Source organism: Staphylococcus sp. GDY8P94P, assembly GCF_017892255.1.
Lineage (GTDB): Bacteria > Bacillota > Bacilli > Staphylococcales > Staphylococcaceae > Staphylococcus > Staphylococcus cohnii.
In genome coordinates, this window is the sequence record NZ_JAESKU010000001.1 from 142,115 (window position 1) to 166,475 (window position 24,361).

Below are 24,361 nucleotides of genomic sequence, written 5' to 3' on the forward strand. Positions count from 1 at the left end.
CCTCCTATAAGAACATTGGCATAAACGTTTCTGCGTCCCATTCATGCTCACTTGCTATCACATAAGCGAATATAGTGGCCATTAATGGATCAATTTTATGTCTGTTCATTTTCTTTTCAATCATGATTGAATCGTTCACATTCTTAGCAACAGCATTTTTTACCGCTGTATCTAACAATGGGTTTTTATGATGCTTAATATCTCCGTTGATTACGTTTAATCTGAAGTCTAAATTAGGATTAGAAAGTGTTTGTGGCCCTTGTCTTATTTCATACAAGTCGTAATACCATTCTCTACGCTCAATCTCTGCTAACACACCGTGTATTGAATACGGGTCATAGCATATAGCTTGAACATCTAGGTTGTGTCTGTTTACATACGTTTCAATGTAATCTAGCACTTGGTTAGTATTAATAATCCCGCTAGACAAGTCTGTGATGGTGCAGAAACCATCTTCTGACAATTGACGATAGTCAATAAGGTCACGTTCTATCTTGCCTTGTAGGCCGCCCTTTGTGCCTACAAATGAGTGTGACGTTATATAGTATTGTTTATTCGTTTCATCTAGGTGTATGAATGAAATTGCCGTTAAATCATCAGCGCGTGATAAGTCTAAACCGATATACACTTTAGAATAGTTAATGTCAAAATCAGTTTCGTTCTTTTTCCAATCGTTAAAGTCTAAATAGGACTCTGTGCTTGCTGCACGCCACATATTGAAATTCTTAATCAGTATGCCGTTTAATCCACTTCCACTATCTAAAGCCGTTCTAACTTCTGGTTGAATGTTTTTGGTCAGCAATTTTTTGAGTTCTGGCAACTCCATCAATGGATTAGATTTAATCCATGTTTCAGGATCATGTACTTCATCTTCATTATCTTGTTCAGCACAAAATATGAAATAATTATCATTAGGTGAGATACCGTCTAATATTTTATCTATATACAAATATTCTTCGTACATAGGACCATTCATATTAGTGCCAGCAGTGGAAATAATAATTAAGCTAGGATTGTGTAATAACACTTGCCCACGTCTTAATGTTTCGTATATCTTTTTGTCTTTTGCTTCGTGGTATTCATCGATAATTGCATAACTGAATTGGTGACCTTCGAGGTTGGCAGCTTCGTTAGAAACAGCTTTAATCTTACTCCGGTCATTCGTATTCAATATTTCTTTAGCACTAGGCGTAATCTTAGTTAATTGCTTCATCTTAGGTGAAACGCGTCTTATTGCACTAAGTTGCGCGTATGTCATGTCATAAGCAATACCTGCTTGGTCACGACTGTTAGCACTTAAACCAATTAAACGCTCATTGACTGGATCATCGCCCATTAACATTTCATATAATCCTAAACCACTTACTAAAAGTGTTTTTCCGTTCTTGCGGGAGAGTGATATATATGCTTTAGTAAACCTTTTGTAGCCTTCGCTGTCTTGCCAACCGTATAAACTACCTACAATAAACTTTTGAAAACCTGCAAGTTCCATTTTTTTACTTGTTTTTGGGTCAGGTAACATTTCAAGGAATTTAATAACATGATTTGCTTTATCTACGTAAAAATCGTAAGGCAAATCTTTATTATTCAAATCATCTAAATGTCTTTGACACACTTTCACGTTTTTATTACTAGCTAATATTTCGCCATTAACTACTTTTTGAGCATATTCGGTAACAAAATCTTTATTTGTCATCCATTAAATCCTCAAATGGGTCTGACTTTTCTTTATCGTTGCTAGGTGCTAGTATTTTCAAACGTGATTCAACGGTTAATCCTAATTTAGGACAAATGGAGTTCATTGTGTTTACGCTATCTCTTTGTACTGTGTAATAACTAGATAACTTTGTCCCTCTTTCTGTTTCAATGACCATCCCTTCTTCTTCTAATTTGAGAGTCGCGTTCTTGTAATTGCTATACGTTTGGCAATAAGTTGCTAATAAACCTTTATCTAAGTCTTTCACGGGTAATTCTTTAATCAGAGGTAATATTCGTTTCCATTCTTTTTTAGCATCATTGTCTAACCACTCTGGCGCTTCATCTGTTAAAGGAGTAAGTTCGTTCATAGCTTCTTCCGTAGCTTGTTTTTCTTCTTGCACCTCTTTTGTACGTCTGCTTTTTTGTTGTGATAACAATTTACGTTCAGCCAACTCACTCACCTCCCTTTCAGAAAATCATCTAATGATTTAGTTTTCTTTCTAGTGTTACAATCACGGCACGCCACCATTACATTATCCCAAGAATGCGTTCCACCTTTAGATATAGGCACTACATGCTCTATAGTTGGATATTTCGGATGATTAAAATTGTATGAAAAAAGGACATCGTCACCGCATAAGTAACAACATCCTCCATCTCGTTCTATTAACTTGTATATATCTATATCAGCGTCGAATTGGCCATTTTTTCTAGCTAAGATCATTCGCTCACTACTTCTATGTTTGTGCGCTTTTTTCCCACACTTTATGCTACAATATACGCCTCTTTTAGAATGCCAAGAATTGCATATCTTACACTTTTTCAACTTTCTTTTTCTGTTTCTTCTTTTTATCTCGTAATGTTTATCTGCACATCGGTCTGAACAATATCTTTTTTTGACTTTGCTCAGTTCTTTTGTTTTACAATATTCACAATCCACTTTATAAAATCTAATTTTTCGTCCTCTATTTTTATCTTTTTCATATTGTTTTTCTTTACAGCTAACTGAACAATAACTAGAACGGCCATTTTTTTCATATAGATTGCCACAATACCTACAATTAGCTATTGTTTTAGGCTTTTTAGGACGTTCTTTATCTTTCCAAAAATTGTGTTGTCTACAATTATCTGAACAAAATCTTTGTATTTGAGACGCGTAGTTGGAAGGATAAAATACACTTCCACAATTAACGCAAGTTTTAGATGAATCTAGTCTATAAACACCAGCTTGTTTTATTCGTCTTGTTACGCTGCTTCTTGATACATTAAACTTTTTAGCTATGTTGGTGAATGTTTCACCATTTTTATACAAATCTAAAATGATTTCTATATCAGATTGACTTAATTTAGCTATTTCATCCACCTCCATTGTGTAAAGCATATTTACTTTACGAAATTTTACGTTTTATTTTCAACATTTTTCAAAGCGAAAGTTGTGCTCGTTTTCGAACGCCGTCAGACCGGCACCGGGTTTTTCAAAGCCTACCAAAAATTATTCTCAAAAAATAAAATCTCAACAAATTATTTCCCATGAATTTTGTTGTGGCATGAAATGCATACCGCCTCTAAATTTTCCATATCCAGTCTTTTCGACCAATCCCGTTTCAATTCAATCTTGTGATGGACAATTAAATCTTTGTCGTTCACAATGCCTTCAGCCAAGCAATGTTGGCAAAGATAGTTATCACGTATTAACACCTGTTGACGTAGCTTACGCCACTGTGTGCTATTGTAGAACGCTGTATACTCCTTATTACGTCCATTCTGCCTAACCTCTTGGTTATACCTTTTGGTATTGGCTTTCCTATACCTTTGCAACTCGGTTTGAGTATAGTTCTTGTTACCAAGTCGAACCTTTGGTTGAACAAACAAATGAATCAACTTCTTTCATTTGAATTTTATTTATTTAATTTTGTTTTATTAATTTCAATTTGTAATTTAGTTTTAGAAATAATAAAAGACAAAACGAAATAAGAAATTATAATCTCAAATCATTTTGTCTTTAACTTTAGAAATTGTTTCATCAATCAAATGCAAATTAATCTAATAAAGTTTATGATCAATAAAACAATTCTTTTAATATTCAATTGTAAAGAAACAACAAACAAACTTTATATTCTAATTATGATTTAATGTTTCAATTAATCTCTTAAACTAATGAAACCTTTTTAATATATAAATGAATGTTCATCGTTCTATCTGTCATACACTCAATGTGTAAGTGATGACCTTAAAGTATGTGACCTTAATTAGTATGACCTTTAATCCCCACCTTAATAAGTAGTGTCCTTTAATATGTGCGTCCTTATTGTGTGGGTCATTAAGATTAGGTGCATACAAAAAGACACGCTACAAAAGTAACGTGCCTCATATAATATAGTATTAAATTTACATACCTACTGAATAATAACTTCACCTCTAAAGCTACCATCCAGACTTCCTATGCATATATTATATAACGTATTAATATCAAACGCCTATCATCGTTCGATGTGTTCGATTGGTTCGATGTGTTCGTTTCGTACACTAATCGAAATGACCTTGTTGTGCGTCCATGTATACATTTACTATCTCATTTAGACATCCATAAAATGTTGACTTGCTTTTAATCTCCATAAGGTCCATGACAGTTTTATGTTGTGTGCCTAATTTAATCATTTGTAGAATGTGGTAGTTCATTTCATTAGTTATATGTTCCTCATACTTATCAATGAATTCTATCTTCTCTATCAGTTTAATGTTTCTTCTCCACGCTTTGTTTCTGTTCATGACCTTAAGTAATACTTTGTCACCTGTTTGTCCTTTAGCTTTAGGCATAGTAGATTCAATACCGTATTGTGCAACCGAAGTACTATCTGCATCATAAACTTGCGACGTTACAATATTGTTCATCCACTTATAATTGTCTATCATTTCTCTTATATCTTCACGTGTATACATGCGATACCTCCCAGTTAAATTATTGAATTGATTACGTTATTATATGCTTTCACCTTTTCTTCGTCAGTCAGTTCTCTTTCTGTTCGAAACCCCTTAATAATTGTTGGCAATTCATTGTATCCATCTGTACCTATTGCAATAGGTTTTTCATAATCTATCCTGTAATGGCAGTTATGACATTTAAGATAGTACCCTTCAATTACAAGTTTATTGTCTTTGTGTTCAACAGGATATTTAACTTTAGGTAAATCTAAGTCAAGACTAGATAGTGTTTTATCACAATTGGGACAAACCCACTGTAACGCTTCGTATCTACGAAGTTTTAAAAGAACCCCTGCAACTTCAGAAAAATCATTATTTTTTACTGATTTAGTTTCACTCATACTTTCACACCTACTTCATACGTTTATCTAACTCTTCTTTAATCTTGCGTATATCTTCATCGTCCAACTCTCTCTTAGGCAAATCCTTTTCAAATATTGTGTATAACAGATAACCGACTTCATACTCTAACGCATTTATCTTTGCGTCTTTGATGGCATTGTATATAAGCGTGAGTATCGCAACACACCCTAACACGATTGTTGTTATTATCCACATCATTCATTCACCTCATAATCCTTCGGGACCATATCATTCGCTTGTATGCGGCAAATGATTTCGTAAGTGACCTCTTTACTTAGTTCATAGAGTGCAAGTGTTAATAATAGTTTTAGTATTTGTTTCATTGGTCATTGTCCTTTCTATTAATATTTTTCCAATCCGTTCTTTCGTTGTGTTCCTTATACCACTCCAACGCATCTTCCTTATTCTCTGCATCCACTACAACGAACTCTTCATTCTCCTTAGCTCTGGTTACATCAAAGAATACTTCACCTGTTGTGTGGTGTGTTTTGCGTACTAGGAATTGTGTCATTTACGTAGCACTTCCTTTACCTTAGTCAAAATATCTTTATCTTGTTCCACTTGACCCGAACCCTTTTTCTCCTCTTGCTGTTTCACTTTCAAATTCCTCCACTGTTTCTAACTCTGGTGTCCATATTGGTACGATAACTAACTGTGCTAGTCGGTCGCCTTTGTTGATTTTGTATGTTCCAATTTTATATTTTTTATTATTGTTTGTTTCCCAAACGCCTTTACCTGAAATATCTAAGTAGGCTAGACTTCTTCTTTTCTTCTTAATTGGCAAACGGTCATTCTTAATATTAATCCTCATATGACCTTGAAACCCTGCGTCAATCTTGCCTGTTTCAACTACTAGATGTGTCTTACTACTCACACCACTTCTGCTTGTCAGTAATCCTACATATCCTTTAGGAATATTTACTGCTAAATCAGTTGCAATTAATGCTTTCTGTTGTGGTTCAAGTATCACTGTTTCTGCTGCGTATATGTCATAACCTGCACTGTCATACGCTCGCTTAGGTTTAGTTGCGTTGTTGCTTAGTAGTTTGATTTGTAGTGTATTGGTCATTTTGTTTGTCCTCCTTGATTTTTACATATCTAACATCTTCAAAATATAAAATATGTTCTACATCTACTAAAAATTCGCTATTATCAAAATTTTCAGGGTAATACAGACTTTGTTCGAGAACTTCTGCTTTATATTCTTTTTCAAATCTTTTTTTAATTTCATCAAACGCCTTCGCTTTGCGATATACCATTTCTAATTCATTAATAATTTGTTGAACTTTTTCTGTAGTTCCCTGTTGTTCATGCACTCTTTTAATACAACTTTCTATTGCTATTTTATTTTCATACGCCATACTACTTAACCCCCAACTGATCTAACTTACTTCGATATTCTCTATACATTGAACTGCCTTGATGCAGTGTTAATTTATAATCTATAAGCTTTCTAAACTGTTTCAGTAATGCGAGTTGTTCTGCGTTTTGTCGTTCCAACCGTTTATTATTCGCACGCAAGACGATTAAGTCATCTACGCAGTGTTGATACGCTTGTTTGTATTGGTCACATTGCTTTTTCACTTTCTTCAATCTTGCGTCCATAACACTGACATGAAATTTCGTTTCTGAATTCATATTTAACACTCCTTATAATTTCGTGTATTCCATATCTTAACTAATTTATCTACACTATCTGTTTTAACGTGTAACCATGTAGAAGGTTGTATTTTACACTTGGTGTTTGTACACTCAATAAACGCTTTGTCAAAGTTGTATCTCATATCCGCTCGACCACCACAAAAGGGACAGGGTTTAATTAAATCCACTTGTCATCACTCCTCTAGTAAATGTGGGTGCTGAAATTTACTTCCTATAACTTTAATTTGGTGGTTATGGAACGCTAATACCGCACCACCTCTTATACTGTCTATACGCCATTCTCCTGTTCTAGCTTGAACAATTTCAAAATTAGTATTCTCAAAAAACGGATTAGGTACAGGGTTATGTTTAACTACATCCCCCTCAAATATTTCCGTTCCATTAACATCTTTAAGCCCTGTGGATTGGAGGAGTTCGACTTCTTCAAGTGCAATGTATTGATTTTCAACACCGTTAAACGGTTCTAATATAATTTGCTCGCTGTCAAAATAAATCGCTTTGACTCCAACTATTCCTATACCATCGATGAAACATCTAAACTTCGGTATCATCTACTCCACCAGCCCTTTCTCAATCGTCCAGATAAGTGTCATTGTTCTATCATCATTCATAATGTAAAAAGCTATAGAATCACCATCTTTCACATCATTTATAGATGTACAATTTTTAGTTCCTTTAAAACCGTAAACTGAATAGTGTGCTAGTTTAGATATTTTTGTATCTTCCGTAATTTCTTCCTCGACTTCGACTGTGAAAACAGAATCTTTAGTACATTTATCAACTACTAATTGACCATCATCATAAACCTGAACATAAGCACTTGTATTATCAGAATCTTTCCACTTGTGCCTTAAATTATTAGCCCAAATATGCTCAATCAACTGTGGTAAATTCATAGTTTTCTTTTGCTTAATCTTTACCATCTTCTCAACCCCTCCATTACTTTCTTGTTATGTTCCTTATCCTCTGGCAACACTGCCATGACAATACTACGTGGATTTACAGAGTATAAAAACCCTCGAACTCCCCAATCTCTTAGCAGCTTTGCCATTTGGACAGTATTTCTGCCTTTCGTATCTATTTTGTACTTAACTTTGATAGTGTCGGATAGGATCATGATAATTTATATTTCTCCATTACAATGTCGTACTTCTCAATAAATTTATATCTGTCTTGATGTAACTTCTCACTCCACTGTGTATATTCATCCATTGCTTTAAGTTGTTCAATTAATCCTTTTATTTCTCTCTGCGTCTGTTCAGCGGCAGCCACTGCTTTCCAGTATCTACTTGTACCAACTTCAGCTTCATAACTTGTATGGCTATATTTTAAAAATTGTTTATAGGTTCTATCAGCTCTTTGAAATAATGATTTAACAATTAAGTCAGAATTTTTTAATAGTATGTCGTTAGGTGTCATTTACTTCACATCCCAATTCTCAAACGCACGTTGGATATACCATCTAGCTTTACCAATATCTTCTTTACCGTTCTTTCTAGGCGCTCTCCCAATGTACTGAATAGCTTGTCCTATCCATGCAGCAACAACTGGATTATAGTGTTTGCAAATAGCTTCTACGATTTCGTACATTTCAAAATCATCAAATTGATAATAATCTGGTTTTACATTCTGTTCCTTACGCTTTCGTTGTTGTAAGTCGTTGGATTGAAGCATATTTCTTCTTAGCTCATCAATTCCTTTTTCCTTTGCTTCCTCTAAAAGCTTTTTATCAACAGTAAATCTACTTAACCCCTTCTGATTACACATACTCTCTGTCTTATCTGCTATCTCTTTCGTCCACAACTCAAAGTCGTTGAAGTCTGTGATTTCATATCTGTGTTTAGGTAGCGATTCGATAATCGCATAGTTTCCTTTACCGTCAATCTCAACCACTCTACCTATCACACGCATGCCACTGCTATACTTACCTGCACCTAAGTCATTCACAACAACGTAGTTACCTATTTTTAAATCGCTGATTTTCATCTAATGCACCGCCTTAGGAAAGATACTCGTATTCATTAAATACTGGCACCACTTACCTCTGTCATGGTTTTGTGGCGTACCATCGTATAACCAAGGACGTTCTTCCTTGTGCTTTTCTTCTCTGTAATTAATCTTCGCCTGTGTGTTATCTGCCTCGTACTGTTTGGCATAGTTGATATAAACTAAATCTTTAGGGTCAATGCCTTTAGGTACTTGGCAAGCTTCTGCTAACGACCAACCTTTCAACAGTCTACCTCTTAATAAACCATCTGATATATCCAACTTCTCTGCTAACTCGTAGTTCTCGCCTTTGATTTCATATATTACGTCGTGTACTCTAATTGTTTTGACCATCTCAATAACCCCTATCTATAATTTTTACGTCTTCAAATTCTAATGGTTTTGCGTCCATGTACTCATCTCTTAATGGCCACATTTGTTTATCTATTTTATCTATCGCGGTGTTATCATCATCGCCGTGATTAACATACACTCGCTTTTCAACGTAGACCTTATAGCGAATAGTCGCTGTTTCTTCATTCATTTAGATCACCTTCTTTTCCAAGGATAATTATTAAACAATTCAGACAAGAGGTTACATAAATTTTAAAAATGTAACGCAATGTAACCTTTTTGTAACTCTTGCTCTCTTACTCTCCCAAGGGATATATTATTTTAGTTATATAGTTACATCTTTTATAAAGTTAAAAGTATTTCTATAAAGAGAGACGTAACTTTTATGTCTATATTCTCTGAGAAAAAATCTTGAGCGTTATTTGTTGTAACTTTTAAACCAAATCCTCTAAACTCTTACTCTCCCAAGGGTTTTGACGGTTACATTTCTCAAAAAACCATGTAACCGGGATGTAACGGTCGACAATAAAATCTCTCTAACCCTTGGGAGAGTAAGGTCGACATGTTTTCAAAAATGTAACGACCCTAAGAATTTTTATCTCTTTGATGTGGAGAATAAATGTATTCGGGTATTTTTACATATTCACTAAGTTCATAAACCCATCTTTTCTTAGCTAACTTACCCATTTGCAATGCTTCACATAAATTTGCAATTTGATGAACACCGGTAAAATAGTATTCACCTTTTTCTATACTTCGAATTCTTTTCAAGCTTAAACCTGACTTCACGCTCACATCATATTGTGTTAAACCATGTCGCTTTCGAACTTTTTTCATCACTTCATTGAAAGGAACTTTAGGCACTTCAATCACCCCAAATCAATATATTCATGATCTGAGTATTCATTAAGTTCAATTCTTGCACCTTCTTGATAAGCTTTGATAAATTCATCTTCAGTTTCAAAATCTTCCATTGTAATAGTGTTATCAAATACAATTTTGCAATGTTTGATAATGTTATATAGATCTTCTATTTCTTTGATTGATACTTTCATTGTTTATACCTCCTGATAAGCTCTCATTGTTTTGCCGTTCTTTTTAATAGGTTTCGGCATTAAATTAAAATCTTCTTTTATGTTTGCTTGGAATTGTTTACGGCTCATTACGTTTATACCGTTTTCTTCACAAAACACTTCATACTGATCGTAAATTTCAGGCGGTCTTAACCCTTCTATGTCTTCTTTTTTAAAGTCCTGTAAAAATAAACCTGAAGTATCGTTTTCATTATGATAATCTTGATTAAATTTATTGACGCTTGGGCTTTGTGAAAACTCAACGTTATTGTAAAGTCGCATGTATCCATCTACGATTAATCTAATCCAGTACTTCATTGCTGCTGGTGTTGTTAGTTTTGTAATAAATTTAGGGTCTTTCTTAGTTGGTTTTGAGTACATCGGCAGCCAAAGTACTCGACGTTTATATGAAGCACCTTTTTCAAAAGATTTCAAGATATGATTCGATGTAAAAATCAATGTGCAAGTTAATTCAACGTCCTCTGATTGTTTATAAAGCTGACGCATCGATACATAGTCACAAGTTGAAATATTCTTTAGTAATTTCATTTGATCATTGTTAATAGGTTCGTCTTGAATATCATCACCAAGATTGGCAAGTTTACCTTTCATTGTTGTAAAGTATCTTTCATCAGCCATATTGCGTATTGAAAGACCTGTAACGTTCTTTCTATCTAATATGGAACGTATTATTGTAAGTAAAGTCCCTTTACCATTTCCACCGTCTCCAACGAATATGAAGAACTTACCCATAAGTCGTTTGAACTCTGGATTAACTATTAAAGTATGTCCCATGATTTCATGTAAGAGTTTTTTATATCCTTCATCTTGATTTGTAAGCAGGTCTATATATTCATCAACTTCTTTAACAGGTTTAGCCTCTGGGTCGTATTCGATGTCGATAATATATGGCGTAAACTCTTGGTAATTGATTGGAATAAACTCACCATCTTGAAGTATTCCGTTTTTAAATCTAATAGGAAACACAGTATCAGATGGAATGCGATGACTACGATATTCAACTTGTTTCATGACTTCATCTATAAAGTTAGTTTTCTTAGGTCCTGACAATCTGAAAATATGTTGCCTAAGAATAGCTGTATCATCTGTAAACTCACCGTCGTTATCTTTGAAGTACAAGGTGTCTCCATAAATAACTGTTTGAAATATATTCATGATCTCTGTTGCTTTAGCGTAATGTTCGTCTTGATCTGTCGAACCTGAATCACTTGAACGAGATACAGTTTCAAATTCTGATTGTTCCATTGGTTCTGCAAATATATAATCATTAATAAATGCTAGTATCGCATCTGTATGTTTATGTCGGTTAAGCTTCATTTTATGCTTGTAAAGTTTTTGATTGCGTCCATCATTTTCTTCAAGTCCTAACAGTGAATCTAATTTGCTAACTGAATTCGATAACACGAATGGTAAGGCTTCTCTAACACCTTGGTTCTCAATGTTTCTCATTTCACCTTTACGTTTAATTGTGACCGATTTAGTATTTTTCAAATGTTTGTACTCTACTTCAAAACCGAGTGGCGTGACCGCACCTGCACCTCTAAACGTGGCAGGTTTTTTGAAGTAAAGATGTACACCTCTATCAGTCCAAACTGTTTGGGTGTTAATGTTGAATGTTTTAAGCATTTTTTTAATAGTTTCTTTAGGTAGGTTATCGATATCCACAACAAGATCGTTATCAGTTAATAACCAACCGGCATTTCTGAAACTATCTGAGAATTCACTCACATCAGCATCATTTGTTGCGTGTTTTGAGTTGTCGTCTTTGTATTCTACATACAATGTGAACTCTCCTTTCAAATAAAATTGTTATACAGGTTCTTTCCATCGTTCTAGTTTTTTCACGAGTATTTGGTAGTAATGATTAATATCTATAAATTTCTCAAAGTCAGGTATAAGTGAATTACCTTCATTGTCATATATTTCATGATTCCAAACTTTCATATTTTCGGGTGCATCAGGGAACCTTGCCCAAGATTCTTGATCATCGATTTCTTTCACTTTGTATAGTCTGTATGCTTCACCAAATTGCATAGCAGCAAATACACGATTAACCTTTTGTAGTTTTTCCTCATTGCTATCATATGTTCCTTTGTATGTTCGTCCGGCTTGTAAAATATATTGATATAAGTGAGGTTGATTTCTATATTCTTGTAAGGTTTGAATAAGAGATTTATCGTAAACTAAGTAATCTACAAGTGCGATATCTAAAATTCGAGCATTATTATTTTTAAATTTTGCATCACTGTGATACCTATTAACGTCTCCACCTTTGACTTTGATCGCACCGTTGGGTTCAACAGCGATATAGTTATTAACATCTTTTTGGATAAGTGTTTTGAATTTATCTTCTTCGAGTGTAAGATTAAATTCTTGTTCCCAATCTTTCCAAACTTTTTTATATTCTTCAGAATCAGTAGTGAAAGCCACGCCATCTGTATTGATGTTCAATATAGTGCATGTTTCTGAAAGTCTTTTGCATAGTGTGTATAAAGCAATTTGACCATAGACACAGACAGCCAATGCAGCGTTGTCGTTTCTTAAAGGACTGTATTTGTTTTTAAGATTACCGTAGACACTGTTTAAAATGAGTTTCAAAGCGTCTGATTTTTTCTTATCTACATGTTTGATTTTGATACGTTCGTTTAGTATTTCTTCGTATTTTTTAAGTGCTTTATCAGGTAACGCTTTAATGTTTAATATTATGTGTGGATACATTGCATGTGTTCCGATAGTTTGTCATCCTATCGGCATGGACTATGTCATAAAGTTTAATTACTTTGTCATCGCTTCCGATTGTGTATCAATAACAACCGTACTCTCTTTCGAGATAGTCTCTACACTTTCGTTTGTATATTCGTAAGTAAATCCATATGCCATATTGCGTTCACCATCGCAAACAGCTTTTACTTTTGTAGCTTTGTTTCTTGATTTGAAATTTGTGTTCTTATCTAACCATCTAGCGCATGCTCTTATGCTTTCGAATTTCAAGTTTAATTCTTTTATTGTTACTGGCTTCATTCTTTCAGAATGCATACTTCTAAACATTTTTTGATATTTTTCAGTATTATATTTCGCTTTTCGTTGTTTGATCTTTTCTTTAGTGTTTGATTTTTCAATAGCTTTTTTCCTTATTTCTTCATGAACGAACATACATTGTTCTGGTCTGAATTGGTTATACTCTGGTTTTAACAAATCAAAATAATATTGTTCTTTTGTTATTAGTTCATCTTTGTCACATTCTTCTAAGACTATGAAATCAAAGTCAGTATATTCTGATGATCTTATATCTCTATAAAATTCAGAATCGTAACGATAAGAATCTCTATTCATATGATTCGAGAAACGTCCTAATATGTTGATGCTTGAACCTATATATTTTTTATTATTCTTTTTGTTTCGAATCATATATACTCCGATAACATTCTCTTTAACACCGTATTTCATAATTCGCCTCCTCTCCGTAGTTTTCGAATATACAAACGCTTAGCACGAAATTACCCAATAACTTTGAAGGGTTTCTTCGTTAGCAGCTTATTAGCTACACCCTTGATAAGGTTCAATGACTTTTAATTGCGCCAGTTTGTTAACGCAACGTCTAGGAGTTTTACATCGTGGGCTTTGTAAATGTGCTTATGCACACCATGAAGGCCTCCGAAACCGAATTCTACTTCACAATCAAAATCTTCTATTTTAATTGATTTCTTATTCGATTTCTTTGATGTCCACATGTCTTTTACGTTTTCGGGTACGTTGTTAAAGATACCTTCAGGCAAGTAATATTCGATATTTCCCCACATAGTTGTAGGTTTCATATCACCTAATAAAATGTTTGAAGATATTGTTGTAGTGTTCCATTTTAAAGCTTTTTTATCACCTAACATCTCTACTAAGTTTTCTTTAATATCAAAATAGTTAGTTTTACGTTCCTTAAATACGTCTATTGTGTTTTCAACGTCGTAAGCACAGTACTTCATTTCTTGTTCTAGTTCTTCATCGGTAAGTTCTCTATCGATGTCAAAACCTATATCAGTTTCTAATATCATTCGACCAGTATTACCTTCTATTTTCTTAAGTGAAGGATTTGATACATCTATTTGTTGAAAACAATCAAAAGTAGTATTAGGTATGCTGGCGTAGTTTACGTATTCGCCAGAAATAATGTTGTCATTAATTTGTTTGATTTTGGCTTGTTCTTTACCATCTACCATTGCCCTTAATATTTTGTTGTCATAGTAATGGTTGTTATATCCTATTAAAGTTTTGTCTTTGATGAACTTACGAAGTCCTTCAAATTTTTCATTGTTAGTGAAAATACCTACTGTTTCTTTATCAATGTTTTTAAAAACAACGAATGAATTATGCTTATAAACCTCAATATCGAAGAAAAGTAAATTTTCCATAGTTTTTCCTCCTAAGATTTGTTTAAAGGAAAAGCGGGATAAACCCCGCTTTATTCAATTAGTTACTTTACTTAGATGTTATTTCTTCTTAGGTATTGGTTTAATTTCAGCGTAAGGGAATTTACCAAATGCAACTTTGACTTCGACTGTAATTTGTTCACCGATAAGCTGTTCTTTTTCAGTGATTGGTAATTTAAATTTATTTTCAAATTTTTCGTACTGTTTCTGTTTCTTGATTGGATCTACAATGAATTGTTTATTTGCTTCTAAATAATCTGAGTACGTCATTTTAGATTCATATTTGTTTCCTTCGTATTCAAATCGAATATGAATTCCTACATTATCCTCAGTAATCTCAGATATTGTTGTTTGGAAAATAAGTCCTTCCTGGTCTTTATCAAATTTCTCAATCATCTGAACTTCAAATAAAGAATTAAATTTATCGTATGCGTAAATATCTTTATGTTGTCCTACAGCATCTTCTAAATCATCAAAACTTTTACCGAATTCGTCTTCAGCTATTTTTTCAGCTTTCTCAGCTTGTTCAGTATCTTCAAACCATTTATTTTTGTCGCGGTCGTATTTTTTCTTGTTGATATTGACCTTACGAATTTCCATATTTCCTTCATCCAGAAATGTTAATTCTGCTTTTCCATCTTCTACTGATACCTCTACAAGTTCCAATCCTTTTAATAATTCCATAATTTACATTCTCCTTTTAATTAATAGTTTTTATATTCGAAATTTATATTGTTTTGTTCTAGTAATAATTTTGTTATTTGCGCTTCCTTATCATCACCGATTGTAAAAACGTGATACGTTGTTTTAGTCGGTTGTTTAGTGTGTTTTTGCTGTTCTTCAATTTTACGTTTGCGTTCATTGCGCTTATCTACAATTTCAAAGGCCATTGATAGATCCTGTGTATTTTGATATTCGATGATAATGTCTTCTTTATTTTCTAATCTGTTGATAGTTTCTAAATCTCGTTTAGTTTTTTCTAACCATTCTACTAATTCATCTTCAACCTTGTTCATTGATGTAGATTTATTTAAATGTTGTGGTTTAATAAAGTCAGCAAATCCAAGAATCTTTTCAAAATCATAATGTTGTATACGTTTATCGAATAATTGCGCTATTGCTTCACGTTTTTCTTCACGCTCTTGTTCAGTAAGTTCACGTTCTTGTTTTTTAACATGTGCAACTGCTTCATCAATAACTTGTTTAATTGTTTTTACCTGTGATTCAAATTGATTATATGGTTCAAGCATTGATTTTTTTACATCTTTTCTGACATTCTCTAAATCTTTAACTTTGTTATTCATAGAAGCCATTAGCTTTTTAGCTTCTTTAACGTTGTCCTCTGTCACTTCGACAGTCTTAACATGATCTGCTAAATTTTGAGCCTCTGATAAAAGATTGTCATATTCTTCGAAGTCAACTTGACCTTGTTTGGTAGTGACTTTATAATCATGTTCTTTAATTAATTCGTTCATTTTACAATCCTCCTTAAAATAGATTTGCAAGCCTTATCATCAGTTTGATACGTTCTTCAATTTCTTCAGGGTCGCTTGATTCTTCGAAAGCAATTAATAATTGTTGTTCTATTGTCATGTCTGAACCTCTGTAATTTATTTAATAAAACCGATTACTGATTCATATCAGTAAAACCTTTCTGATTTATGAAGTTCAATTAGTTCTGAATTTTTGTCTCTACGGTTCAAATAGTAAAATGTTTTACAGTCCTTTGTACTCAGATGTCTAAGCCCTGAAAGATACGGATCATATCCATAATTACTTCGTTTACCTCTTGCAAGTTCTAACTTTGTCTCATCATAGTTAGATTCAAGAAATAAATAATCATATTTCTTTGTAGGTGCATTTTTTAAAGTACTTATATCAGTCGCATAAATAATATTTTCGTTTTTATACTCCCATGTATAACCATATGTTATTACGTCATGTTCGCATTCAAATGCTTCAAACGTATAATTATCAATGTCTATTGGAAAACCTGCGTTGATAATGTGATCTATTTCAAATAATTGGGCGACTTCGTAGTTGCCAATCACTCTAATATGTGGAAATCGCTTTTTAATATTTACTAATGTCGATGGTTTGATATGGTCACTGTGTATATGGGTTAAAAGTAAAAACCTAACATCGTATAAATATGGTTTAAGCTTTTTAAATGAGACTCCACAGTCTACGAGTACATCATTGATTAAGACTGAATTACCTTTTGAACCCGAAGATATAATTTCATAATTCAATTACGCCACTCCTTATTGTTTATTAGTTGAAAATTGGGTATAATAAGAAGTAGTGAACTATTAAACGTTCATATAATTTAAAAATACATTTATTAATCTCTTTGACCGTTCGCTAACCCTACATTAGCTAGCGGTCTTTTTTATTGCCTCAAAAAACTTATCCCAGAACCAATACAATCCGAAACCTGTTAATACTGATAGCAACATACCAATGTAGAAATCGTTTGTTGCTAAGCCTATTGCTATTGTTGAGAATGGCATTGATAGAAATGTTAATAGTGTTCTCATGTAATCACCTCCTTATAAATTAGTTTCTTTAATGAGTATGTTTTGTTCGATAAAATCTATTGCTGGTCTGATTTTGATGTAGCGTTTGTTACCTTTACCAAATCGGTACATACACGCTTCTTGGAACTCTTTATTCGGATAAACTTTGCTTTCTAAGTCATCCCTTGAAATGCCACTAATCGAAATAAATTCCTTTGCATCTGCGAATCCGATAAATTCCATTTGATCAACTCCTTTCTTTACATTGTATTAAGTTGTCAATTTGGAAACTCTATGTGTAAAAAAAATACCACAATCTTCTTCGCTTAATTCTAAGATCTCAAATGTTTTTGCCAGGTCGTCAACATTAACTCTTATCTTCCCATTCTCTTTTTTTGAATAAGTGCCTTGAGTCATGCCTAATTTATCTGACATCTCTTTAAGTGAAATTCCTTTTGCAATACGCTCTGCTTTCATTCGTCTTACGTTGAATTCGTACATGTTGTTTTTCACCTCGCTTTCGTACTGTAACCAATATTAAACTCATGTTTCCTTTTTGTCAACAATATACTTCAAAAAGTTTTAAAAAATATTAAAAATACCATTTGTTTCCTATATGGAAATATGGTAATATTAAATTATCAAATAACGGAGGTAACATATTATGAGAAATTCAGAACAAATTGGTAAATACATAAAGCAAATACGACAACAAAGACAAATGAGTGTAACTGATTTGGCGAAGAAAGTGGATATAAATAAATCTACTTTATCAAGATATGAAAATGGAACTCGTAAAATACCAATGGAAGATATTGCAGATTTTGCAAACGTATTGGGTGTGACTCCTGAAAGTATTTTATTTGAACAAAAAGAAAACAATAAAAATAAAAATTCTTTCAAAACAATCGCTGCTCACTTAGACGGTGATTTAACAGAAGAAGAATGGCAAGAAATATTGGATTATGCAGAATTTGTGAAAAGCAAGCGTAAAAAATAAGGAGTGTTAGTATGGGGAGTTATGAAAAATTATTAGCACAATATGATGATGAAATCATTATAGAAGAAACTAATTTAAAAAAAGGCCTTTCGGGTCTGTATTTAGGTGAAGTCATACTTATTGAAAAACGCTTAAATTCTGTAAACAAACTCGAAACTTTATGTGAAGAAATAGCACATCATTTAATTACATATGGTGATATTAGAGATCAAACGAAAATGTTGAATCGCAAATTTGAACTAAAAGCTAGACGTTTAGGTTCAGAGTTGGTCATTTCGCTTGATGGTTTAATAGATGCTTTTCATCATGGAGTGCAAAACTTATATGAAATGTCACAATATTTTGATGTGTCAGAAAAATATATTTTAAATGCACTCAACCATTACAAAATGAAATATGGATTAGATGTCTACCACAATGGATATGTAATCAAGTTCGAACCGTTACAAATATTTGAATTTAAAAATTTAGATTAAAAGGAGTAATATATTATGGCTAAAAAAACGAAAAACTTATCATTAGTTAAAGAAACAGTACTAAATGAAAATGAAGAAATACAATATAGTATATTTGGAACTTATGAAACTAAAACGTTAGGACAAGAAACAATTAAAAATGGCGTTTTAGTAGCAACGAATAAACGCATTATTTTTTACGCTAAAAGATTTAGCGGTTATGATTTAGAAAATTTTGATTATAATAAAATAAGTACATTTGAATTAAGTAAAAAATTTACTGGGAATACTTTGTCTTTTTATTCCAGTGGTAATAAAGTTAATATGAAATGGATAAATGATTCTGAATTGGATGATTTTATAGCTTATGTAAATAATAAAATGCAAGATACAAAAGAAAAACCTTCTCAAACTGAAAATAAAAATGATAACTTAGAACAAATCAAACAATTAAAAGAACTTTTAGATATGGAAGCAATAACGCAAGAAGAATTTGATTTAAAGAAAAAACAATTGTTAAATTTGTAAATTTGCATATACGATATGTTAGGTGAAGAAAAATAATTGGTCGTGTTGTAGCAAGTCAAAAAATATATTAATATTAGCGTCCTTAGTGGCGCTTTTATATACAAAAATATAATTAAGGAGAATGTAGAATGAAAAAGGTTTTATTTTTAATATTAGCAAGTTTCTTGGTATTAGCAGCATGTGGACAAGAAGAAAGTAAATCGGAAGATAAGAAAGAAACAAAATCTTCTAGCAAAGAAAGTAAGAAAGATGAGAAAAAATCTGATAATAGTAAAAAAGACAATAAGAAATCAGATGAAGAAAAATCTAAAACAGATGATAAAAGTTCTGAACAAGTAGCAGATAATGAAAATGTAAATACAGAAGAACAATCTACTACACAAGAAACTGTACAGTCACAAGAACAATCAAAACCATATGAACCGACAGACCAAGAAAAAATGGAAGCTAATGCTAAAGTAGCGAAAGAACATGGTTATACTGGTATTCCTAATGGTGATGCAGGATTATTAGATTCAGATGCTGCCTATAAAGAAGTGAAGGAACAAGAAGCTGCCGAACAAGCTGAACAGGAAGCTAAAGAAGCAGAATTACAAGAAGAATATTTTGACCTTTCAGATAAGATGTATGGTGAAAAGGACTACAGTGATGAAGAAATGGAAGCTATGGAAAGAAGGCAAAATGAAATATTAGACGAAGTAGAACCTATTAATTAATATTTTTGGGCATTTAACTATGCCCTATATATTTTTTATCTTTTTTTTTAGGAGGAATGAAAAATATGACAACTTTTACAGTAACAAAACGTAAAAATAAAACATCTACTACATGGCAATACGATGTGAAAGACCCAAGTTTTAAGTCAGGTAAGAAACGTAAATCGGGCTTTAAAACGAAAGCAGAAGCTACATTAGCAGCTCAACAACTTATCAGAGATTTAGAAGATGGTAATAAAATTGAAGATAATAAAAAGTTTGTGGACTACTATAACGATTGGTTGGAAATAAAAAACAAAAAAGATCTATCACAAGGTCAATTTTATTGGTACGAACGTTCCCTCACTCTGTTTGAAAATTATTTTGGTGAACAAATGTTACTGAAAAACATTAATAGAAGTGAATATCAAAAGTTTTTAAATAATTATGGCAAGGGCCATTCAGACGAAACAGTAAGGAAAGTGAATAGTTGTATTGGTCCATGTTTGAGAGAAGCAGTATATGATGGATATATTAAAAAAGACCCTACATTTAATATTATGATTAAAGGAACTGTAAAAGCTAAAGAAGAACATTTTAAATATATTAGTATTAAGCATTATTTAGCATTAATGAAATATTTCAAATCAAGAGATGAGCAAAGTTATATTTTCTTATATTTATTATCTATAACTGGCGCTAGATATAGTGACGCTATCAATATGACAATCGAAGATTTAAATAAAGCAAGTGGTGTTATACATTTACCAGGTACAAAAACGAAGAATTCAAAAAGAGATGTGGAAGTTAGCAACAAAGACATTATGATAATTAAATCTAAATTATCTAAATTACCTATAAGATTTGATGGTAAACTATTCTCTTTAAGTCATACAGCAGTGAGTAAAGCATTTAAACATGCAAAAGACGAAGTGGGACTAGATGATGATAATGTCACGCCTTATTCTTTAAGACATACTCACACATCTTATTTGCTTTCTAAGGGTATACCAATTGAATATATTAGCAAACGTTTAGGACACGCTACGATTTCACAAACGCTAGACACATATTCCCACTTACTAGAAGAACATAAAAAAGAGCAAGGTCAACGTGTCAGAGAATTATTCTCTTGACACATATTTGACACTTACTCTCGTGAAACCCTGTTATATCAAGGTTTGTATACGGAAACGGAGGGATTCGAACCCTCGCGCCGCTCTCGCGACCTACACCCTTAGCAGGGGCGCCTCTTCAGCCAACTTGAGTACGTTTCCAATGGCTCCACAGGTAGGACTCGAACCTACGACCGATCGGTTAACAGCCGATAGCTCTACCACTGAGCTACTGTGGATAAATAGTATCTCTAATCAAGCACAAGTATTATTATATCAATTAATAACAAATTTTCAAGTCATATCACAAAAAAATATGCAGAACATTTACACTAAATTAATATAATATTCCGCATATTCTACTTTTACATTAATATTTTTAATAAACTTTACTATTTGCTTTCAAATAAAGAATATTTAGCGAGTGCTTCATATATATTTAATTGAGGTTTTGTATAATCTATGGGAGACTCTGGATCAAAAGTGGCAACTCTTGCTGCTCTATCCATCATATAATAGTAATAAATGCCATTTAAATATTGATGTTGCATGCTATGAGCTGAGATATTCACAACGATAGATTGATTATCAACAAAGTTCACTCTACATTTTTTATCTTTTAGTGATCTAATACTTTGAACATAATGGATATTGATCCATGTATTCTGTGTTTTTCTATCTGAATGTGTCGGGAAAAAATAAGTGGGAAATAATGGAGTAAATAAAATTGGGGGCTTGCTACTAATGCCTGTAATACGAATTGTGTCCTCTTTTTTAAAAACATAGCTACTACCATAAAATCTACAAGATCGATCAATGATTTTGTGGGTGCGTTCTTTTATCGTACTTTCGTCTTCTTTATATCTTAGTACTCGTGTACCTTCATATTGGCCAACAGGCAAATGGCACGGTTGTAATGTCATATCACCTTTTTTAATAATATACGGTTGTATCATAGTTGTAACCTCCTTGCAGTTTTGGTGATACTCAAATAATATACTATCATCATTTTAAAATCAACTTATATTATAAAATAATTTCTATATATTCTACAATTAAATTTTAGTTACGAATCTTTTTCTATTTTTTAATTATTGAAAGTTTCGTTTTACACTTATTTTTTCGGAAAAGTCAGAATATTCGTTGATTTAAAAATCAAAACCTTGTATAATATATTTTAAATATAGATAGAGGGGTTGTGTTGACAATGAAACATAATACACATGTAAAATACAATACTTTAGAGTCTTTTGTATCTACAATTAATGACTTAGGTATTGAATTAATTATTGATGAATCATTAAGGAATGTACGTAAACAACAACTAGAAAATCTCATCGATCGTGCGCTTAAAAATAAAAACGAGAATGATTTCAAACGTTATACAGAAGAATACAAAAATTTGGAGGCATATCTCGTTGGTTAATTTAGTCATAATTCATTTAAAATAAGGTCTATTCACTAATTAATTATAGTTAGCGAATAGACCTTTTATATTGTTTATTTAAGACATTAATCTGATTAACTCATATCTATCAATATCTCCAAAGTAATGATAAATATCATAATCTGCTAAAGCTTCTTCTATACTATCAAAGTCATGCAATGTACCTTCCAATGCATGTTCTAATTCAGTAACGTCTCCTACGCCAAAGAAGTCACCGAAAATTTTAGCATGTTCAATTCTTCCCTTTTTAACATCCAATTTAATTTGAACAAAACCTTTTTCAAATTTTTCTTCTCGTTCAAAATTATATTTAGGATTTCTACCGTAATTCCATTCCCAAGTTCGATATTTTTCATTACTCAATTGCTCTATGTTGGACCAATCCTCGTCTGAAAGTTTATATTCTTCAACTTGTGTCGCCTCACCAAATATTGTTTTTAAAATAATTTCTTTAAAAGTATCAATATCTAATGGTTCAGTTAAAAATTCTGAGATGTTTGCCACCCTACTTCTCACAGATTTAATGCCTTTTGATTTGATTTTTGCAGGGTTCACACGCAAAGCATTTTGAACTTCATTTAATTCACTATTTAGCATTAAAGTTCCATGACTAAACATTCTGTCTTTTACTTTGACCATCGCATTGCCTGATATTTTGGCTTTACCGACTTGAATATCATTACGACCACTCATTTCAGCATCTAAGCCAAGTGATTTCAATGCTTCTACAATAGGTTCAGTGAACTTTTTAAAATTATGAAAACTATTGCCATCATCATCTGTTATAAAACTAAAATTAAGGTTCCCTGTATCATGATATACGGCACCGCCGCCAGAAATACGTCTGACTACATCTATACCATGTTCATCAATATAAGGTTGATTAACTTCTTCAATCGTATTCTGGTTTTTACCAATAATAATTGAAGGACGATTGACATAAAATAGAAAATAACTATCGTCATTCGGCATGTGTTTTAAAACATATTCTTCCATTGCCAAATTTAAAGTTGGATCGGTAATATCATTATTACTAATAAATTTCATTTACTGCACTCCTTTTCCTTTTATTGCCCTTACCTTATTTATGCAATATTTTTGTTAAAAAAGCCAATCATTTAACTGATTTATACTAATTTTTCTAAAAAAAGAATGATAACTGTATATTTAAAGGTTATTTGTTTATTTGTCTGTAGTTTTTTTGTATAATACTATCTAGTTAGCATTTCTAGGGAGGATTCAATATGACTGTTGCAGAAGTCGGAAATATAGTGGAATTTTATGACGGTTTAAAAGGCCGCGTAGAAAAAATTAATGATAACTCTGTAATTGTAGATTTAACAATTATGGAAAACTTCAATGATCTAGACCTGCCTGAAAAAACTGTCATCAATCACAAACGATATACAATCGTCGAACAAGAAGGATAGTTTATATGAATAGAATTTCAAACGCTTTAATCTGGTTTATTGTAAGTTTTATCGTATTTCACATTATTTTATATATAATGTGGGGTGAAAAGCAAGAATACTGGTACCTTTATACTGGTATCATGCTCATCGCAGGTATCAGTTATATCTTTTACCAAAGAGATATTGAATCAAAAAGACTATTAACATCTCTAGGGATAGGTATTATTACTGGTATCGTGCTCATTATTGTACAGCTTATTTTAGCGGTTATCTCATCAGATATTCAGTATACAGCACTGATTAAAGAGTTAACGCGAACAGGCGTATATTTTAAATGGCAAATGTTAGTTACATTATTATTTGTAATACCATGTCATGAACTCTATATGAGAACTGTATTGCAAAAAGAACTACTCAAATTAAACATTCCCATGTGGTTAAGTGTATTAATAACAGCAATTTGTTCTGCTTCTTTATTTTTCTATCTAGATAAAATGTGGATTGTTTTCTTTGTGTTTATCGTTCAAATTGTGCTTTCATTAAGCTATTATTATACGCGCAGAATTGCTACGACTGTAATAGCACAAATTGTTGCAGTTGTTATTCTATTAATTTTCCACGGTTAAATTG

42 protein-coding genes and 2 tRNA genes are annotated in these 24,361 nt (G+C 32.4%); 8 read left to right on the forward strand and 36 right to left on the reverse strand.

Features of this window, described 5'->3' with window-relative positions; all coding sequences use genetic code 11:
- Positions 1 to 4: 4 nt before the first annotated feature.
- From KA926_RS00665 to KA926_RS00820, 32 genes are all read right to left on the reverse strand, one after another.
- Complete coding sequence (locus KA926_RS00665) at positions 5 to 1,696, reverse strand: terminase large subunit (protein WP_210143423.1); 1,692 nt, start codon at positions 1,694 to 1,696, stop codon at positions 5 to 7.
- Positions 1,686 to 2,150 (reverse strand): phage terminase small subunit P27 family, encoded by a 465-nt coding sequence (locus tag KA926_RS00670; protein ID WP_210143424.1) that lies wholly within the window; start codon positions 2,148 to 2,150, stop codon positions 1,686 to 1,688. The genes KA926_RS00665 and KA926_RS00670 overlap by 11 nt, the downstream gene beginning before the upstream one ends.
- Before the next feature lie 5 nt (positions 2,151 to 2,155).
- Entirely contained in the window at positions 2,156 to 3,067 is a 912-nt protein-coding gene (locus tag KA926_RS00675) for an HNH endonuclease (RefSeq protein ID WP_210143425.1), read from the reverse strand.
- A gap of 152 nt (positions 3,068 to 3,219) precedes the next feature.
- The gene (locus tag KA926_RS00680) at positions 3,220 to 3,570 is read right to left on the reverse strand and encodes an HNH endonuclease (protein WP_210143426.1); all 351 of its coding nucleotides are present in this window, start codon (positions 3,568 to 3,570) and stop codon (positions 3,220 to 3,222) included.
- 654 nt (positions 3,571 to 4,224) lie between these two features.
- Positions 4,225 to 4,638, reverse strand: a complete 414-nt coding sequence (locus KA926_RS00685) for a hypothetical protein (RefSeq protein ID WP_210139481.1) — start codon at positions 4,636 to 4,638, stop codon at positions 4,225 to 4,227.
- 14 nt (positions 4,639 to 4,652) lie between these two features.
- Positions 4,653 to 5,021: a hypothetical protein gene (locus KA926_RS00690; RefSeq protein ID WP_210143427.1), complete on the reverse strand. Its 369-nt coding sequence runs from the start codon at positions 5,019 to 5,021 to the stop codon at positions 4,653 to 4,655.
- A 10-nt stretch (positions 5,022 to 5,031) separates the two neighbouring features.
- Positions 5,032 to 5,241 carry a hypothetical protein gene (locus KA926_RS00695; RefSeq protein ID WP_210133363.1) on the reverse strand — a complete coding sequence of 70 codons (210 nt, stop codon included), beginning with the start codon at positions 5,239 to 5,241 and terminating at the stop codon, positions 5,032 to 5,034.
- Positions 5,238 to 5,366, reverse strand: a complete 129-nt coding sequence (gene rinB / locus KA926_RS00700) for a transcriptional activator RinB (RefSeq protein WP_210133361.1) — start codon at positions 5,364 to 5,366, stop codon at positions 5,238 to 5,240. The genes KA926_RS00695 and rinB overlap by 4 nt, the downstream gene beginning before the upstream one ends.
- Positions 5,363 to 5,554 (reverse strand): DUF1381 domain-containing protein, encoded by a 192-nt coding sequence (locus KA926_RS00705; protein ID WP_210143428.1) that lies wholly within the window; start codon positions 5,552 to 5,554, stop codon positions 5,363 to 5,365. The genes rinB and KA926_RS00705 overlap by 4 nt, the downstream gene beginning before the upstream one ends.
- 36 nt (positions 5,555 to 5,590) lie before the next feature.
- Positions 5,591 to 6,112, reverse strand: a complete 522-nt coding sequence (locus tag KA926_RS00710; RefSeq protein WP_210143429.1) for a dUTP diphosphatase — start codon at positions 6,110 to 6,112, stop codon at positions 5,591 to 5,593.
- Positions 6,066 to 6,404 carry a hypothetical protein gene (locus KA926_RS00715; protein ID WP_210143430.1) on the reverse strand — a complete coding sequence of 113 codons (339 nt, stop codon included), beginning with the start codon at positions 6,402 to 6,404 and terminating at the stop codon, positions 6,066 to 6,068. Before KA926_RS00715 ends, KA926_RS00710 begins: the two co-directional genes overlap by 47 nt.
- Position 6,405: 1 nt before the next feature.
- On the reverse strand, positions 6,406 to 6,681 hold the full coding sequence (locus KA926_RS00720; protein WP_210139495.1) for a hypothetical protein: 276 nt from the start codon (positions 6,679 to 6,681) through the stop codon (positions 6,406 to 6,408).
- 2 nt (positions 6,682 to 6,683) lie between these two features.
- Positions 6,684 to 6,872 carry a Lar family restriction alleviation protein gene (locus KA926_RS00725; RefSeq protein WP_348634168.1) on the reverse strand — a complete coding sequence of 63 codons (189 nt, stop codon included), beginning with the start codon at positions 6,870 to 6,872 and terminating at the stop codon, positions 6,684 to 6,686.
- A 6-nt stretch (positions 6,873 to 6,878) separates the two neighbouring features.
- Entirely contained in the window at positions 6,879 to 7,256 is a 378-nt protein-coding gene (locus KA926_RS00730; protein ID WP_210139497.1) for a YopX family protein, read from the reverse strand.
- Entirely contained in the window at positions 7,257 to 7,628 is a 372-nt protein-coding gene (locus KA926_RS00735) for a hypothetical protein (RefSeq protein WP_210143431.1), read from the reverse strand.
- Positions 7,622 to 7,822: a hypothetical protein gene (locus tag KA926_RS00740; RefSeq protein WP_210143432.1), complete on the reverse strand. Its 201-nt coding sequence runs from the start codon at positions 7,820 to 7,822 to the stop codon at positions 7,622 to 7,624. The genes KA926_RS00735 and KA926_RS00740 overlap by 7 nt, the downstream gene beginning before the upstream one ends.
- Entirely contained in the window at positions 7,819 to 8,124 is a 306-nt protein-coding gene (locus KA926_RS00745) for a DUF1140 family protein (RefSeq protein WP_210143433.1), read from the reverse strand. Before KA926_RS00745 ends, KA926_RS00740 begins: the two co-directional genes overlap by 4 nt.
- The gene (locus KA926_RS00750; protein ID WP_210143434.1) at positions 8,125 to 8,691 is read right to left on the reverse strand and encodes a DUF3310 domain-containing protein; all 567 of its coding nucleotides are present in this window, start codon (positions 8,689 to 8,691) and stop codon (positions 8,125 to 8,127) included.
- Positions 8,692 to 9,045, reverse strand: a complete 354-nt coding sequence (locus tag KA926_RS00755) for an SA1788 family PVL leukocidin-associated protein (RefSeq protein ID WP_210143435.1) — start codon at positions 9,043 to 9,045, stop codon at positions 8,692 to 8,694.
- 1 nt (position 9,046) lies between these two features.
- On the reverse strand, positions 9,047 to 9,235 hold the full coding sequence (locus tag KA926_RS00760) for a hypothetical protein (RefSeq protein WP_210143287.1): 189 nt from the start codon (positions 9,233 to 9,235) through the stop codon (positions 9,047 to 9,049).
- Between the two features lie 395 nt (positions 9,236 to 9,630).
- Positions 9,631 to 9,909, reverse strand: coding sequence for a helix-turn-helix domain-containing protein (locus tag KA926_RS00765; protein WP_210143289.1), 279 nt, complete (start codon positions 9,907 to 9,909; stop codon positions 9,631 to 9,633).
- Between the two features lie 5 nt (positions 9,910 to 9,914).
- Positions 9,915 to 10,100 carry a hypothetical protein gene (locus tag KA926_RS00770; protein ID WP_210143436.1) on the reverse strand — a complete coding sequence of 62 codons (186 nt, stop codon included), beginning with the start codon at positions 10,098 to 10,100 and terminating at the stop codon, positions 9,915 to 9,917.
- A 3-nt stretch (positions 10,101 to 10,103) separates the two neighbouring features.
- The gene (locus tag KA926_RS00775; RefSeq protein ID WP_210143437.1) at positions 10,104 to 11,921 is read right to left on the reverse strand and encodes a DUF5906 domain-containing protein; all 1,818 of its coding nucleotides are present in this window, start codon (positions 11,919 to 11,921) and stop codon (positions 10,104 to 10,106) included.
- A 27-nt stretch (positions 11,922 to 11,948) separates the two neighbouring features.
- Positions 11,949 to 12,857 carry a hypothetical protein gene (locus KA926_RS00780; protein WP_210143438.1) on the reverse strand — a complete coding sequence of 303 codons (909 nt, stop codon included), beginning with the start codon at positions 12,855 to 12,857 and terminating at the stop codon, positions 11,949 to 11,951.
- Positions 12,858 to 12,914: 57 nt separating this feature from the next.
- Positions 12,915 to 13,586, reverse strand: coding sequence for a GIY-YIG nuclease family protein (locus KA926_RS00785; RefSeq protein WP_210143439.1), 672 nt, complete (start codon positions 13,584 to 13,586; stop codon positions 12,915 to 12,917).
- Between the two features lie 122 nt (positions 13,587 to 13,708).
- Positions 13,709 to 14,542 carry a hypothetical protein gene (locus KA926_RS00790; RefSeq protein ID WP_210143440.1) on the reverse strand — a complete coding sequence of 278 codons (834 nt, stop codon included), beginning with the start codon at positions 14,540 to 14,542 and terminating at the stop codon, positions 13,709 to 13,711.
- 78 nt (positions 14,543 to 14,620) lie between these two features.
- On the reverse strand, positions 14,621 to 15,244 hold the full coding sequence (locus KA926_RS00795) for a hypothetical protein (RefSeq protein WP_245335808.1): 624 nt from the start codon (positions 15,242 to 15,244) through the stop codon (positions 14,621 to 14,623).
- Between the two features lie 20 nt (positions 15,245 to 15,264).
- Positions 15,265 to 16,035 (reverse strand): DUF1351 domain-containing protein, encoded by a 771-nt coding sequence (locus KA926_RS00800; protein ID WP_210133342.1) that lies wholly within the window; start codon positions 16,033 to 16,035, stop codon positions 15,265 to 15,267.
- 165 nt (positions 16,036 to 16,200) lie between these two features.
- Complete coding sequence (locus KA926_RS00805; protein ID WP_210143441.1) at positions 16,201 to 16,812, reverse strand: MBL fold metallo-hydrolase; 612 nt, start codon at positions 16,810 to 16,812, stop codon at positions 16,201 to 16,203.
- A gap of 123 nt (positions 16,813 to 16,935) precedes the next feature.
- Positions 16,936 to 17,100 (reverse strand): hypothetical protein, encoded by a 165-nt coding sequence (locus KA926_RS00810; RefSeq protein ID WP_210129029.1) that lies wholly within the window; start codon positions 17,098 to 17,100, stop codon positions 16,936 to 16,938.
- A 12-nt stretch (positions 17,101 to 17,112) separates the two neighbouring features.
- Positions 17,113 to 17,322, reverse strand: a complete 210-nt coding sequence (locus KA926_RS00815; RefSeq protein WP_210129028.1) for a hypothetical protein — start codon at positions 17,320 to 17,322, stop codon at positions 17,113 to 17,115.
- Between the two features lie 27 nt (positions 17,323 to 17,349).
- On the reverse strand, positions 17,350 to 17,580 hold the full coding sequence (locus KA926_RS00820) for a helix-turn-helix domain-containing protein (RefSeq protein ID WP_210143442.1): 231 nt from the start codon (positions 17,578 to 17,580) through the stop codon (positions 17,350 to 17,352).
- A gap of 163 nt (positions 17,581 to 17,743) precedes the next feature.
- Here KA926_RS00820 and KA926_RS00825 point away from each other — a divergent pair, with 163 nt between their 5' ends.
- From KA926_RS00825 to KA926_RS00845, 5 genes are all read left to right on the forward strand, one after another.
- Positions 17,744 to 18,079 carry a helix-turn-helix domain-containing protein gene (locus KA926_RS00825; protein WP_210129026.1) on the forward strand — a complete coding sequence of 112 codons (336 nt, stop codon included), beginning with the start codon at positions 17,744 to 17,746 and terminating at the stop codon, positions 18,077 to 18,079.
- Positions 18,080 to 18,090: 11 nt separating this feature from the next.
- Positions 18,091 to 18,555, forward strand: a complete 465-nt coding sequence (locus KA926_RS00830; RefSeq protein WP_210143443.1) for an ImmA/IrrE family metallo-endopeptidase — start codon at positions 18,091 to 18,093, stop codon at positions 18,553 to 18,555.
- Between the two features lie 15 nt (positions 18,556 to 18,570).
- The gene (locus tag KA926_RS00835; protein WP_210129025.1) at positions 18,571 to 19,062 is read left to right on the forward strand and encodes a PH domain-containing protein; all 492 of its coding nucleotides are present in this window, start codon (positions 18,571 to 18,573) and stop codon (positions 19,060 to 19,062) included.
- A gap of 128 nt (positions 19,063 to 19,190) precedes the next feature.
- On the forward strand, positions 19,191 to 19,778 hold the full coding sequence (locus tag KA926_RS00840; protein WP_210143307.1) for a hypothetical protein: 588 nt from the start codon (positions 19,191 to 19,193) through the stop codon (positions 19,776 to 19,778).
- Positions 19,779 to 19,843: 65 nt separating this feature from the next.
- Positions 19,844 to 20,893: a tyrosine-type recombinase/integrase gene (locus KA926_RS00845; RefSeq protein ID WP_210143444.1), complete on the forward strand. Its 1,050-nt coding sequence runs from the start codon at positions 19,844 to 19,846 to the stop codon at positions 20,891 to 20,893.
- A gap of 52 nt (positions 20,894 to 20,945) precedes the next feature.
- On the opposite strand, the gene KA926_RS00850 is transcribed toward KA926_RS00845, so the two are convergent.
- The 3 genes from KA926_RS00850 to KA926_RS00860 form a co-directional block, all read right to left on the reverse strand.
- A tRNA-Ser gene (locus KA926_RS00850) sits at positions 20,946 to 21,034 on the reverse strand.
- Positions 21,035 to 21,036: 2 nt separating this feature from the next.
- A tRNA-Asn gene (locus tag KA926_RS00855) sits at positions 21,037 to 21,111 on the reverse strand.
- A gap of 153 nt (positions 21,112 to 21,264) precedes the next feature.
- On the reverse strand, positions 21,265 to 21,828 hold the full coding sequence (locus tag KA926_RS00860; protein ID WP_107384866.1) for a competence protein ComK: 564 nt from the start codon (positions 21,826 to 21,828) through the stop codon (positions 21,265 to 21,267).
- 251 nt (positions 21,829 to 22,079) lie between these two features.
- On the opposite strand from KA926_RS00860, the gene KA926_RS00865 reads away from it, so the two are divergent.
- Positions 22,080 to 22,298 carry an IDEAL domain-containing protein gene (locus KA926_RS00865; RefSeq protein ID WP_192946847.1) on the forward strand — a complete coding sequence of 73 codons (219 nt, stop codon included), beginning with the start codon at positions 22,080 to 22,082 and terminating at the stop codon, positions 22,296 to 22,298.
- Positions 22,299 to 22,376: 78 nt separating this feature from the next.
- Here KA926_RS00865 and lplA read toward each other — a convergent pair whose 3' ends face one another.
- Positions 22,377 to 23,366, reverse strand: coding sequence for a lipoate--protein ligase (lplA, locus tag KA926_RS00870; protein ID WP_192946848.1), 990 nt, complete (start codon positions 23,364 to 23,366; stop codon positions 22,377 to 22,379).
- 197 nt (positions 23,367 to 23,563) lie between these two features.
- Between lplA and KA926_RS00875 the strand changes: the two genes are divergently transcribed.
- Both KA926_RS00875 and KA926_RS00880 read left to right on the forward strand, forming a co-directional pair.
- A complete protein-coding gene (locus KA926_RS00875) occupies positions 23,564 to 23,749 on the forward strand; it encodes a YkvS family protein (protein ID WP_002508073.1) in 186 nt (61 codons plus the stop codon).
- A gap of 5 nt (positions 23,750 to 23,754) precedes the next feature.
- Positions 23,755 to 24,357 carry a CPBP family glutamic-type intramembrane protease gene (locus KA926_RS00880; RefSeq protein WP_107384867.1) on the forward strand — a complete coding sequence of 201 codons (603 nt, stop codon included), beginning with the start codon at positions 23,755 to 23,757 and terminating at the stop codon, positions 24,355 to 24,357.
- Positions 24,358 to 24,361: the final 4 nt, after the last annotated feature.